Here is a 13,130-nt window from a genome sequence, read left to right as displayed (position 1 = left end):
GCCTAAATAACTTTCAAATATAAAATACGTATCTAAAATCAAAAAGAGGCTTTTAATTTTGTTATCAAAAATAAAAGCCTCTCGTATTAAGTACTACTACGCTATATTGTGCTAACTATAATACGCAATGAAACCTATTGTTTAACACAATATAAAAGAGCTACATTTTTCATTCGTGTTTCTGTTTTAGATACCCTTGCCCCCTCAGCAATCCCTTCAGTAGGTTTTGGAGGACCATAGTTATACATACGTCGAAATGCACCCTTATTACCGCCACCTGCATCATATGAACCAGTATTATGTTCATGTTGTTGTAGTGCATCTTCTTGCAGCGAAGCTACTTTTTCATTTAGCTCTAAGTTTGCACGATCTACGTCAATCTGGCCTGTTGGATCAATGCCACGTATAACGCGACCATAAGCTTCTTCAAAAAGTTCCCATCCCGTTGGGCAAGTAGTAGTTTTAAATGCTGTTACTTCACCCTGAATATTCATCTCTTGGATTTGTGTTTCGAGGGCAGCAACTTTTTTATTTAAATTAACTAACTCAGGTACCGGTACATAATCGCCATTGCCATCATTAACGTATCTCGGCCAAGTTAAATTGATAGACGCACTTTGATCTCTTCTGACAATGCCTACTTCAGATTGTTGATTTGAATCACTTCTTGAACAACTAATAACAACCGAACGGTTGGTGTATGTTAATTCGAAATTTGTTACCTCTTGTTCGTTTGTTCCGGAATTACAGTTGACTCCATTTGAGGGCATTACTTCAAATTGAGCCTTTGAGCCTATATTTGTTGGCTGATAATCAATTTGGATACCAAATTCTGTTGGCATATTTCTAAAAAGTGAAAAATCAACGGGATCATTTTGCTGGAACCTCAGACAACTTTCATAAGCAGTGTAAGCAGCTGGGGCAATCGTTTGAATATGTTCTTTGAACAATCTTTCATCATCGAGTTGGCTACTTTCCGATCTACAATACCTCTGAAAGAGCTCATCTGTTGAAGAGTTGCCGCGATTAATCGAACCTGAAAACAGCTTGTAACTCGCGTTTAGGGCCCTAGTATTATTGTTCGACTCATTTCTTCGATATTCTTGGCAAAAATTATTTTTAAACGACCTAATTGTCTCTCTACTTTCTTGCCTTTCATTTACTAATTTAGAGTTGGTTATCACACTCAGACAATTATTAGCTTGTGCATAACTGCTCATCATGCAAAATAATAACAAGGTTTTTTTCATTTCAAACTTTCCTGTATTTTATAGATTCCTCCAAGCTATTATAAAATTAATACATCGCTAATTTCGCTACAGTGGACTTGGAGTATTGCGAAAATTTTAGACGAAAAGCTTTAGTCTGCAAAGTAATAAACTTTATATCTTAAGTGCATTCAAAGTGTTCTACTCATCCTTCCAGCGATTTTCATCACACAGTAAGTCATACCATTTAAGTGCATGGTCTGACAGTGCATCAAGATGTTCAAGGGTGAAATGCTCATGTATACCGTGCAATGAACTTTGAAATTGAAGACAGGTTGCATCGTTTTTATAGTCTTGCATAATGTATTCAAGCATATAAATTTTTTGCACATTAACAATATCGTTTTTGGCAACTTTTGTCGCTAGCAGTTCATCTAGCTGAGTAATGCACTTATCAATTACTTCACCTTTTTTACTAGCTGATTGTTTAACTTTTGCTAAACACGCTGTATTTAATTTATTAAGGTGATTTTCTAAAGCGTTAGCGGGTGTATTTGCAAGTGATATGATCGGAAGCAAACATATTACAAATAAAATTAGGCACTTTTTCATATTGCAGTCTCTTATTTTTATTACATTGAAAAATAAGGATATATCATCAGTACATAGGTTTTAATGTTACGTCCGGGTTCGGAAATTACACTAGCATTACCTGTAGGAAGCAAAGGCATATCCACAGTACAATTGTGATTATCAGTATAATCTATAATGACCTGTACTCTTTTTGCTCGAGCCTCATAGTCTTCAGCACTCTTTGTGTTACTGCTGTTTAATCCACTTTTAATGCCGTTATAGTGTGATGCAAATTGCGAAGCAACATCACGTTGACATTGCTTATGCAAAAACAAGTCAATTTGACTGTATATAGCACCTGCTGCATCACGCTTTTTTAGAATCAACGGCTTGGCAGCTAAATTAACACTCGACAAAATTAACGTTAACGCTGTAGTCAACGATGCCATTGTCTTCATATTTACCTCTATGATGATTTTATGATCGATTTATATACATTATTACGGATAACCCCACTTAGATTTACAAGCTAATTTATTAGTGTTTACTAAACTAGACACTATACATTTAATATCCGTATTCTAAGATGTAATTAAAGCAGATAAAGGCTCATCTCATAATGCGAATATTCATCTTACTTTATTTTTTGCTATTGGCTTTATCGGCTACAGGTGCATTAGCGAATGACCAAAATAATTATCGCATTGATATCAACGTCATTGATCCCGTCTTAGATAGAAAATTTAAAGAGTTTGGCCGCACCAGTTTTTCAGCTAGTACACTTGATGGTAAACATGTTTATCAGTTTTCAGTAATTAATGATTTAGAGGGTGATGCAGAAATCGAAATGACTTATGGGAATCATCGCTATTACAACCACGGTAATGGCTTACATGTAAGTCGCATTGTAAAACTTAAAAACCAACCTTATTTAGCATTTGAAATCACGGCTGTTAATGATGGTGTCGGCTTGCCTTTCTCGGAGCTTGTTATTTCTTCAGCGTCTGGATTTAAAACTTACCCAATTATAGCCGCTCCAGATAGTTATTATGAGCAAACTAACACTATAAGCCCAAGTTATGCATTTACTTGCCAACCCAATGCAATTTCAACTTTTGATAAAAGTATAACGTCAGATTCTGCCACATTCTGCGAAAGTGACTTGGGTCACTTTGAACTCATTGAAAAGCAAAAAGAAACGATTAATGCTTACTTGCCCAAATTTGATGAGTATTTAAATCAAAATTTTGATGCTAGTACGGCAAATGAGTTTAACCTGACACTTGTGCCGCTCAAATTAACATCCACAAAGGCCTTTGAGAAATTGCTTAACGAGATGCAAACATGGTTTTCGGTTTCACGCATTTCAACTGAGCTTTTTACCTTTGTGCAAGTACAAACAAAAAACCAGCCTGTGTATGAAAACTTTGCTTATAGTTTTGTAAAGCTCGGTGGAAAATGGCATTTGCTTTATTCAGGTCTTGAATCCTCTAAAGGGTATTTTCCACTCAATGGCATCAGCAAGCATTCGTCTAAGGCGATTAAAGTTGAAGGGTATTGTTTTAAAGAATGTGATTGGTGGGGCCAAACTGCTCACGCAGTGCTCGACTTTAAAAAGGGTTCTATATCATTTTCAAAAATTAATAGTAACCAGAACTAGTCATAGCAGGTTTTTTGCCTGTACATCATTGCTTTGATGCAAAAATAATTTTAAAAGTTTAATTTTTTTTTGCGGCTCGGATTTTAACTCATCACTAGTTGACAGTATTAATAAACCAAAGATTTTTACTAAAAAATTATACCCATTTAACAAGGCTCTCACTTTAAATACTATTTATTGCGTATTTTTACTCCCTCACTTTTTCACTACTTCCTTGTCAAAGCGCGCTTTTAAATACGTTTCATCTAATGTGTTGTGCCAAAGCCTTTTTGTTTGGCCTTTATCTTTTGCGATTTCGCCAATGCGTCCTGGGTTATATTTCATCACACGCTCTGTTTGATAACTGGCAATTGGGTCTTGGTAGGCTTTTTCTGGCGAAATGACTTGCCATCCTTTTTGGCGAAAAGCATCGGCTAAGTCGCCAACAAACATGGCGGTAATATCCATTTCATGTAATAAAATAACGTGTTTTGGCGAGTGGCCTAAATATTTTACTGCTAATTCATCGTAGTATTGCGCACCTTGTATAATTACATCAATGTAAAACTCTTTTAGCTTTTCAAAGTCGATTTCTTTGCCACTTTTAAGCGCATCTTGTAATAAGTTTTCAATGTACCAGTCGTAATTATTGAGTGTGATATATGCATTGTGATAACCATTTTTGGCTAAATAAGCGCGTACCCCATCACGCTTTTGTTGAGTATCGCCTTCTCGCAAATAGGGGAAGCGAAACCAAGGTTTAAAGTTTGGGTAATCTTTAATCTGGTTATGAGCCGTTGTAATTTCTTCTAAATAGGCAACTAAAGTCGTTTTATTGATATCGGGGTGTGTATGCGTGTGGTTAGCAATAATGTGACCAGCATTGGCGTACGCCTTTAAGCGCGTTTTGCCTTCTTCATTTAAATGGCTAGTGGTTGCGAAAAATGCCGCTTGTTTTATACCGTGATCCTGTAATTCTTTAATCAGGGTTTTCGCGCGGGTTGGCCCATCAAAATAGCCGTTAGCTTGCCTCGGCGCATCATCAAAGGTAAAGGCTATTTGCTTTGCCGTTAAACTCAATGAAAGCAATAATAATGTTGTAACGGATATATAAAGTAGCTGCTTTCGCATATTTAACCCTTCTGTATTGTTTTTAAGGAAAACAGCTTTAAAGATTAGTCTTCCATTAACTTGCACGTACCAATTAACTCAAGTACGCCACGTGCATTTTGAGCACATTCCCAACGTTTTCGATTTGACGTTGATAACTCGCTGTTACATTTAGCAATAAAAGTAGGCAGCGCACTGGGGTGAGCGAGTTTGGCATACGATTCGCTGCCTTTTTTTGACATTTTTTTCAATATGGATAGAGCATTTTTACTGGCTTTATTGCAGTTTACTGAACTAGACGAACTACTCGTTGAAAAGTCATAGTGTTTAGCATTTGATTTTATTCCATGTCCAGAGTTTACAGTGATTGTCTGTGCATCTTGATGAGTAGGTTTATCAGAAAAATGTACGTTGCCTTTTTCATCAGTCCATTTATAAATTTTTGCGTTAGCATTAAACGCTATTAATGAAACGAAGAGCAATAAAATCTCGATTTGATACTGTCTCATATCTACAAATCCTTGCTGTAATTACACATATATTCAAATAAACGGTGTTTGTCATCGACAAATACCGTACATTTGAACTTTGAGTTTTGCCAGTCAAATGAAGTAGATTCGCCAAACTTGCCTACCTTTAAATTTTTAAAGCCTGCAAATGCGTTTTTAACTGCTTGCTCAGTGATATCGAATGATTCTCCTTCATCACTGCAAGATACGCCAAAACCGCCATATTCGGGTTCATACCCTGCATCAGATTCCACTGTACATTTCCCATAGCGCTTTTTCAGTCTAAAAGGTTTTTTATTTTTGATATGTGAGAGCACATCATTAAGTGCAATGTTACCAAAACCATCTTCTTTGATTAATTTCAGAAAATCTGATGGGGTTGATATTGGTAAATTATCTAAACTTGGTTGTGCGTTTACAAATAGTGGGAAAAGGGCAAGAAACCCTATTTTTGACTTCATAAATAAATCCGTTTAATTACTATTTAAAATAGAAAGACACACATAAAAATGGGTGACTAAATCCTATTAGCCACCCTATCATTTATATTTAAATTAAACAATGCAACTAACTGTTATTTATAACATTAGTAGTTGTAAAGCTTAGATAAATACTGCTCGATACTGCTTTGCCAACTAAAGCGGCTGGCTTTTGCGGTATTGATCATAGTTTGCCAATGGCTACTTTCGTTCATATAACAATTAAGCGCATCATTAAACACATTTTGCAATGAGACTACTTGTTCACTAATAGTATCCCCCTCAAATACAAACCCATTTTCATTATGCTTAACTGTATCTTTTAAACCGCCTACACCATGTACAATACAAGGTTGGCCTGCTTTTAGTGCGAGCATTTGGCTAATGCCACAAGGTTCAAACGAGCTCGGCATTAAAAACATATCCCCTAAAAGATAAAGATCGTCTGACAAACTTTGGCCATAGCCATTGAGAAACAAGAAATTTCCATGTTTTGCCATAAGTTGCATTAATTGAAATTCGTAGTGGCTGTCGCCACTGCCTAGCATGATAAAGCGGCCACCTTTTTGCTCTAAGGCTAAAAGCAGTGTGCTTAATACGAGTTCACCGTCAACACGTTCAAGCAATAAGCGTACTTTTTGCTCGGTTAATCGGCCAATACTCGACACAATGGGGCCTTTGAACTGTGGGCTGTCTTGCCAAAGTGTAATCTGTTCATTAGCGAGGTAATGCACTGTTTTTAATTGCTCAAAACGACTCATCCAGTTTCTAAGGCAAGATTTACTGCTGCGTAAAAAGCAATCGAGCGTGACTTTAGGCTCTGGCTCATTGCTATATTCACACCCGTTCAAAATACCAACCAATTTGTCACTATTTCCTGCAAGTACCTGTTCCAGCCCTTCGCCACCATAAATGCCATTTTGATGGTCGCTGGCATAGAGAACCTCTTCAGCATAACTGTCTGATACAAAATGAACTTTATCAACCAAACTAATCGCTGCGCGCATTGGGTTATAACAAAACGGATAGCGCGGGTCGCATAATTGTTGGCCGTCATAACTAAGACTTGGAAACCACGCTTCTAAACTTGAATCATCGCCATTAAAAGGTCGTGTACCTTGTAGCGCAAGATTATGAACTGTGTATACCAGCTTAGTATTAGCAAAATCACGGTAGCGTGAATCAAATTTTAATAGCACCGATAAAGTGGCAGCATGCCAATCATGCAAATGAAAAATATCAGCCGAGAGATGACCTTGTAGGATACATTCGGCAATCACATTACAAAAGAGCGCAAACTTAGTGGCATCTTTGGCAAAAGGGCGATTATCTTCATCATGACAATAAACACGGCTTTCCCCCGCTTGCTGAAATAGCGGATGAACCACTACATACTGTGCTACTTTTTCGCTTGAAATAGCATGTAGCTTATATAAGTAAGCACTATGCTGCTGGTGAGCAAATGAAAAACTCACTTCAGCAACACACTCCCCCTGATAATGGCTGTGGTAATAGCCATAATCGGGGATCACAACGTCTACATTAACATTATGTTCTGCAAGTGCCTTTGGCACATCGCGAATTACATCGGCAACACCGCCTACTTTCGCGCCTGAAATACAATCATTTTCAGCCGCTAACATCAAAATTCGCATAGTGTCCTCTTATGCAATCGCTACTTGGCTTTGTGATTCGGTGTTTTTAGCATCCACTTGTTGCGACTTTTTTGTTAGTGCAGCAATCATGTCACGGGTAACAAGAACCACACCGCCACTTGAGATTCTAAAGCCATTGGCTTCATCTTGTTTGTGGTCAACACCAATGCTTAGCCCTTCTGGTACCACACAACTGCGATCGATAATGGCTTTTTTAATCACACAATTTCGGTTAATTACCACGCCCGGTAAAATAACTGCTTCTTCCACCGTACAATACGAATGTACATGCACATTTGAGAAAAGTAGCGATTTACGGATTGTTGAGCCCGAAATAATACAACCGCCTGACACCGTTGAATCCACTGCCATGCCGCGACGTGTTTCGTCATCAAAAATAAATTTAGCCGGCGGTAACTGTTCTTGGTAAGTCCAAATTGGCCAATTTCTATCATATAAATCAAGTGAAGGTGTTGGTGACACTAACTCCATATTGGCTTCCCAGAACGAATCTAGCGTACCAACATCACGCCAGTACGGTGTGCCTCCTTGGCGGGTATCTCTAAATGGATACGCATACACATTATGCTCTTCAATGATAGATGGGATAATGTCGTGACCAAAATCGCGGCCAGAACAGCTGTTTTGCGCGTCTTTTTTCAATTGTTCAAACAAAAACTCAGTATTAAATACGTAATTACCCATCGACGCTAAACATTTAGTAGGATCATTTGGTAATGGCGCAGGGTTTGCTGGTTTTTCTTCAAATCGTTGAACACGTTTTTCGTTGTTTACAGCCATCACACCAAACGCGCCTGCCGCTTCTTCCACTGGCACTTCTAAACAACATACTGTCATATCTGCGCCCGTTTCTACGTGCTTAGCAATCAACTCACCATAATCCATACGATAAACATGATCGCCTGATAAAATCATCACATATTTTGGTAAGTCATGACGAATAATATCCATATTTTGATAAACCGCATCGGCAGTGCCGCAATACCAATCGTCACTGTAACGCTGTGATGCCGGTAAAATCTCCACTGAATCACCGAGTTCCTTTTTGAAGTGACCCCATGCACGATTAACGTGGCGAATTAAGCTGTGCGACTTATATTGTGTCGCAATACCCACTTTACGCACGCCCGAGTTAATGCAGTTTGACAGGGGAAAATCGATGATGCGAAATTTACCACCAAAATACACCGCAGGCTTGGCACGCCAATCGGTTAGTTCTTTTAAACGTGAACCTCGACCACCTGCCAATATAAGTGCATACGTATCGCGGGTAAGGTTACTAATATAACGATTTGCGGAATTAGGCATTGCGTTCTCCTTGTGCCTTGTTGAATTCGATTGCCTGTACTTGCCAAATATCATTGTTGTATTGGCTAATGGTGCGGTCGCTCGAAAACATACCTGATGCGGCCGTATTTAAAATGCTTTTTTGAGTCCAAGCGCTTTGATCTTGGTAAAGTGCTGCTGCGTCTTCTTGTGCTTTCACATAGCTGTCAAAGTCATATGCGGTTAACCATTGATCATGATTATCACGAATAGAATTAATCAGCGGCTGGAATAAGTCTGGGTCAAATAAGTTAAAATGCCCACTTTCTAATAACCCCATAACCCTTGAGAGATTGGGAGAATTAGCAATAATCTCATTTGGATTATAATGCTCACGAATTTGCGTAAGCTGTTCTGCTTTAGCACCAAACAAGAAAAAGTTATCAAGCCCAACAGCTTCTGAAATTTCAATATTTGCGCCATCCAATGTGCCAATAGTCAGTGCGCCATTCATCATAAACTTCATATTACCGGTGCCTGACGCTTCTTTGCCTGTGGTCGAGATTTGCTCAGAAAGATCGGTCGCAGGGCAAATGGTTTCCATGGCGGTTACATTGTAGTTAGGTAAAAAAGCAACCCGTAAATAGGGTTTCGCGACAGGGTCATTGTTAATGGCGTCTGCCACATGATTGATTAAACGAATAGTGAGTTTCGCCATAAAATAGCCCGGCGCTGCTTTGCCACCAAATAGCACACAGCGTGGTGTAAAGCCTTCAAGTTCCCCTTCTCGAATACGCTCATATAAATGAATAACATGCAAAATATTAAGCAACTGACGTTTATATTCATGAATGCGCTTTACTTGCACATCGAACAGCATAGTCGCATCAAACTCAACGCCGGTTTCACGCTTCACTAAATCCACCAGCGCTTGTTTGTTATCAAGCTTTACTTGCTGCCATTGTTTATGCAGAGACTTATTATCAAATTTTGCGCGTAACGCATTCACCTTACTGAAGTCACTTACCCACTCATCACCAATCTGTTGGTTAATGAGATTCGCTAATTTAGGGTTGCAGTGCGACAGCCAGCGTCTTGGCGTCACACCATTGGTTTTGTTGTTAAAACGCTCTGGCCAAAGGGCATAAAAATCTTTAAATAGGCCATTTGTTAATAATTCAGTATGCAGCGCCGCCACCCCGTTCACCGAGTAAGAACCAACAATCGCTAAATACGCCATGCGCACTTTAGGTTCTGGGCCTTCTTCAATCAGTGACATATCACGCTGCTTTTGCGTATCGCCCGGCCAACAGGTTGCTACTTGCTGTAAAAAACGGGCATTAATTTCATAAATGATCTCTAACAAGCGCGGTAATAAACGTTCAAATAGCCTAACAGGCCATTTTTCTAGCGCTTCAGGCAGCAAGGTATGATTGGTGTACGCCATGGTACTTGAGGTAATTTGCCAGGCTTTATCCCAATCTAGCTGATAATCATCAAGTAAGATGCGCATCAACTCAGCAACGGCAATACTCGGGTGTGTATCGTTTAATTGAAAAACATGAAATTTCGGGAAGTTATGAAAGTCTTCACCGTATTGTTTAACCCATTTTGCAATAATATCTTGCAGTGTTGCGCTTGATAAAAAGTATTGCTGACGTAAACGCAGCTCTTTACCATTTTCGCTGGCATCGTTCGGGTAAAGCACCATGGTGATTTGTTCAGCCTGGTTCTTTTTCGCCACAGCTTCAGGATAACTTCCGGCATTAAATTCACTTAAATCAAACTCTTCAGTTGCTTCGCTTTTCCAAAGGCGTAGGCGATTTACAACGTCATTACGGTAGCCAGGAATAGGCACATCGTAAGGTACAGCAAGTACATCTTGCGTATTTACCCAAACACGATGTTCACGGCCATTTTTGTCTTTATACACTTCCACATGGCCGAAGAACTTAACCCGCTGACTTTGTTCAGGTGCGGCGATTTCCCACGGGTGGCCTTCATGTAGCCAGTGATCGGGCTGCTCTATTTGACGTCCTTGTTCGAGCGATTGATTGAACATGCCATATTCGTAGCGCAACCCATAACCTACCACGGGTAATTTTAACGTCGCACAGCTATCTAAAAAACACGCAGCCAAACGGCCTAAACCGCCATTGCCAAGCCCTGCATCATGTTCAGCAGCGGCAACTTGCTCTAATTCACTGCCATAATGCGTTAACGCTTGGGTGACTTGAGGTGCTAAATCTAAGTTCAATATTGCATTGTTAAGTGCCCGGCCCATTAAAAACTCAAGCGATAAATACGCCACCTGTTTGTGCGGCGTAGTCTCACGATGTTGATTTGTCGCGCGGCATTTTGCGACCAGCCTATCGCGAATAGTCAGCGCTAATGCTTGGTATAAATAACGTTGTGATTTATTGACTTGGTCACGTCCTAATGTGTAGTAAAAGTGGCGATATAAGTCTTCACTCAAGTCAGAGTTTTCAATCACACTGGCTGAAATCGGGGTTTTCTTTTTCGCTAAATTAGTTTTTTTGTTCACACTAAACTCCTTGCTTAGTTAAATTGAACGTTTGGGAAGCATCTTCACTTTCCTGCTTGCTAGCAGGCATTTTGATATGGCTGGAAAGAACCCAAGCACTGTGACTATTTAGCAGCAGGGTTTGGCCCGGAGCTAAGCATTCGTCATCGCGCTCATTTGAAAAGGTATAAAGGCGAATTCGCCAGCAGTGATGCGCTTCTTGCGAAGGCAGTTGAAACATCACATTTTTGCTGGACGCATTAAATAACAGTAAAAGTGCCTTATCATCTTGGATATCTTCCATTAAATAGCCAAGGCAATGACCCTCTGCATTATGCCAATCGCTATCTTGCATGAGGGCACCATGCTCGTTTAACCATGTCACACTAAAGCGCGGATCATCATCGTGAATAAAATGATTTTGCCGGTATAACGAGAACTCGCTGCGCAACTTTAAGGCGCGACTAATGAACTGATAAAGCGCATGTTGTTGAATATCCGTATTTTTATCAATTTGCCAATTGATCCAGCTAATTTCATTATCTTGGCAATAGGCATTATTGTTGCCACCTTGTGAATGTGACACCTCACTGCCTGCGGACAACATAGGCACACCACTTGATAAACACAATGTGAGTAGGAAATTCTTTTGTGCGCGCATACGCAATGCAGCAATATCGCTATCATCGGTAACCCCTTCCGCACCCCAATTATAAGAACGGTTGTGATCATGCCCGTCACGATTATCTTCTTTGTTAGCTAAGTTGTGTTTGTTGTTGTAACTGACTAAATCAGCTAGCGTGAAACCATCATGGGCGGTGATAAAATTGATGCTTGATGTGACCGAACGTCCTTTTTTCTCAAATAAGTGGCTGGAACCATGAAAAAAGCGAGCAAAGCCAGGCAACATACTCATATCACCCCGCCAGAAGCTGCGCACAGTATCACGGTATTGGTCATTCCACTCGCGCCAAGGCGCTACGTAATTACCAAGTTGATAACCATCGATGGCAAGGTCCCAAGGCTCAGCAATCAATTTAATGCCTTTTAATATTGGATCTTGGGCAAGGGTCTGAAAAAAGGTGTGATGCTTCTTAAAGCCATCTTGATCGCGCCCTAAAATACTTGCTAAATCAAAGCGAAAGCCATCAACGCCATACACTTGCACCCAATGTCGCAGGCTATCCATTACCAGTTGTAAGCTTTTCGGGTGTGAAATATTCAAGGTATTGCCACAGCCCGTATCATTAACATAATAAGCAAAGTTATCTTGCTGCAAGCGGTAGTAAGCTTGATTATCAATACCGCGTAGTGACAAAGTTGGCCCTTGTTCATTACCTTCTGCTGTGTGGTTAAACACCACATCGATAATCACTTCAATGCCAGCTTCATGAAGCACTGACACCATTTGCTGAAATTCTTGTTCTTGCTTAGTGTGGGTATAGGCTAAATGCGGCGTGAAGAAGTTAAGTGTGTTATATCCCCAATAATTACTGAGCTCTCGCTCTGGCAAAAAAGCTTCACTAATAAAGCTATGGACAGGTAATAGCTCAATGGCCGTCACCCCTAAACTTTTTAAATGCCAAATAAAGTTAGGATGTGCCAAGCCCAAGTAAGTACCCCGTAACTCTTCAGGAATTGACCTATATAATTGAGTAGCGCCTTTAACATGGCATTCATAAATCACCGTTTTATGCCATGGAATATTGGGTTTGATACCTTCATAGTGTGGTAATGACACCACTTTACATTTAGGCATATCACTTGCTGAATCAAGCTGTCTAAAAGCGTCGTCTGATTTGTGGGAATTACCCCAATTAAACTCGCCAAACAGTGATTTGGCATACGGATCTAACAGCAGCTTATTGGGGTTAAAGTATTCCCCTTTTTTTGGGTTGTAGTTGCCATAAACCCGATAACCATAAAGCTGCCCTTGCCCCACGCCACGTATAAAAATATGCCAAATACCTTGTTCATCGCGATAAAGTGGGATGCGCGCAATTTCATTGTGACCACTTTGATCAAATAGACACAATTCAACTTTACTGGCACGCTCTGAAAAAATAGCGAAATTAGTACCATTTTCACTCGGTGTTGAACCAAGTGGCGAGGTACTGCCAGGGCGAATAGCAAAGCGCGCTGACAC

At 39.9% G+C, this 13,130-nt stretch carries 11 protein-coding genes; 1 reads left to right on the top strand and 10 read right to left on the bottom strand.

Annotation, left to right across the window (positions count from 1 at the left end; all coding sequences use genetic code 11):
* Nucleotides 1-134: 134 nt before the first annotated feature.
* The 3 genes from OM33_RS16370 to OM33_RS16360 form a co-directional block, all read right to left on the bottom strand.
* Entirely contained in the window at nt 135-1,250 is a 1,116-nt protein-coding gene (locus tag OM33_RS16370) for a hypothetical protein (RefSeq protein WP_040135138.1), read from the bottom strand.
* A 159-nt stretch (nt 1,251-1,409) separates the two neighbouring features.
* Nucleotides 1,410-1,820, bottom strand: coding sequence for a hypothetical protein (locus OM33_RS16365; RefSeq protein WP_040135136.1), 411 nt, complete (start codon nt 1,818-1,820; stop codon nt 1,410-1,412).
* A 20-nt stretch (nt 1,821-1,840) separates the two neighbouring features.
* Nucleotides 1,841-2,239, bottom strand: a complete 399-nt coding sequence (locus tag OM33_RS16360; protein WP_040135134.1) for a hypothetical protein — start codon at nt 2,237-2,239, stop codon at nt 1,841-1,843.
* Nucleotides 2,240-2,400: 161 nt separating this feature from the next.
* Here OM33_RS16360 and OM33_RS16355 point away from each other — a divergent pair, with 161 nt between their 5' ends.
* On the top strand, nt 2,401-3,441 hold the full coding sequence (locus OM33_RS16355) for a hypothetical protein (RefSeq protein WP_040135133.1): 1,041 nt from the start codon (nt 2,401-2,403) through the stop codon (nt 3,439-3,441).
* Nucleotides 3,442-3,636: 195 nt separating this feature from the next.
* Here the strand turns inward: OM33_RS16355 and OM33_RS16350 are convergent, their stop codons facing one another.
* From OM33_RS16350 to glgX, 7 genes are all read right to left on the bottom strand, one after another.
* Nucleotides 3,637-4,551, bottom strand: a complete 915-nt coding sequence (locus OM33_RS16350; protein ID WP_040135131.1) for a polysaccharide deacetylase family protein — start codon at nt 4,549-4,551, stop codon at nt 3,637-3,639.
* A gap of 44 nt (nt 4,552-4,595) precedes the next feature.
* Nucleotides 4,596-5,039, bottom strand: coding sequence for a DUF4124 domain-containing protein (locus OM33_RS16345; RefSeq protein WP_040135128.1), 444 nt, complete (start codon nt 5,037-5,039; stop codon nt 4,596-4,598).
* Nucleotides 5,040-5,041: 2 nt separating this feature from the next.
* Entirely contained in the window at nt 5,042-5,500 is a 459-nt protein-coding gene (locus tag OM33_RS16340) for a hypothetical protein (protein ID WP_040135126.1), read from the bottom strand.
* 125 nt (nt 5,501-5,625) lie between these two features.
* Nucleotides 5,626-7,173, bottom strand: coding sequence for a glycogen synthase (locus tag OM33_RS16335; RefSeq protein WP_040135124.1), 1,548 nt, complete (start codon nt 7,171-7,173; stop codon nt 5,626-5,628).
* 9 nt (nt 7,174-7,182) lie between these two features.
* Nucleotides 7,183-8,502 carry a glucose-1-phosphate adenylyltransferase gene (glgC, locus tag OM33_RS16330; protein WP_040135123.1) on the bottom strand — a complete coding sequence of 440 codons (1,320 nt, stop codon included), beginning with the start codon at nt 8,500-8,502 and terminating at the stop codon, nt 7,183-7,185.
* The gene (locus OM33_RS16325; protein WP_040135120.1) at nt 8,495-11,005 is read right to left on the bottom strand and encodes a glycogen/starch/alpha-glucan phosphorylase; all 2,511 of its coding nucleotides are present in this window, start codon (nt 11,003-11,005) and stop codon (nt 8,495-8,497) included. The genes glgC and OM33_RS16325 overlap by 8 nt, the downstream gene beginning before the upstream one ends.
* Nucleotide 11,006: 1 nt before the next feature.
* Nucleotides 11,007-13,130: a glycogen debranching protein GlgX gene (glgX, locus tag OM33_RS16320; RefSeq protein WP_040135119.1), complete on the bottom strand. Its 2,124-nt coding sequence runs from the start codon at nt 13,128-13,130 to the stop codon at nt 11,007-11,009.

This window comes from Pseudoalteromonas piratica (assembly GCF_000788395.1).
Taxonomy (GTDB): domain Bacteria; phylum Pseudomonadota; class Gammaproteobacteria; order Enterobacterales; family Alteromonadaceae; genus Pseudoalteromonas; species Pseudoalteromonas piratica.
The sequence above is the reverse complement of the archived record's forward strand: the minus strand, read 5'-3'. Positions and strand labels throughout refer to the sequence as shown.

What these genes read in the sequence shown, in the direction of transcription:
- OM33_RS16365 (WP_040135136.1), bottom strand. Translation starts at nt 1,820, where the DNA reads ATGAAAAAGTGCCTAATTTTATTTGTAATATGTTTGCTTCCGATCATA.
- OM33_RS16340 (WP_040135126.1), bottom strand. Translation starts at nt 5,500, where the DNA reads ATGAAGTCAAAAATAGGGTTTCTTGCCCTTTTCCCACTATTTGTAAAC.
- OM33_RS16355 (WP_040135133.1), top strand. Translation starts at nt 2,401, where the DNA reads ATGCGAATATTCATCTTACTTTATTTTTTGCTATTGGCTTTATCGGCT.
- OM33_RS16345 (WP_040135128.1), bottom strand. Translation starts at nt 5,039, where the DNA reads ATGAGACAGTATCAAATCGAGATTTTATTGCTCTTCGTTTCATTAATA.
- OM33_RS16370 (WP_040135138.1), bottom strand. Translation starts at nt 1,250, where the DNA reads ATGAAAAAAACCTTGTTATTATTTTGCATGATGAGCAGTTATGCACAA.
- glgC (WP_040135123.1), bottom strand. Translation starts at nt 8,502, where the DNA reads ATGCCTAATTCCGCAAATCGTTATATTAGTAACCTTACCCGCGATACG.
- OM33_RS16350 (WP_040135131.1), bottom strand. Translation starts at nt 4,551, where the DNA reads ATGCGAAAGCAGCTACTTTATATATCCGTTACAACATTATTATTGCTT.
- OM33_RS16335 (WP_040135124.1), bottom strand. Translation starts at nt 7,173, where the DNA reads ATGCGAATTTTGATGTTAGCGGCTGAAAATGATTGTATTTCAGGCGCG.
- OM33_RS16360 (WP_040135134.1), bottom strand. Translation starts at nt 2,239, where the DNA reads ATGAAGACAATGGCATCGTTGACTACAGCGTTAACGTTAATTTTGTCG.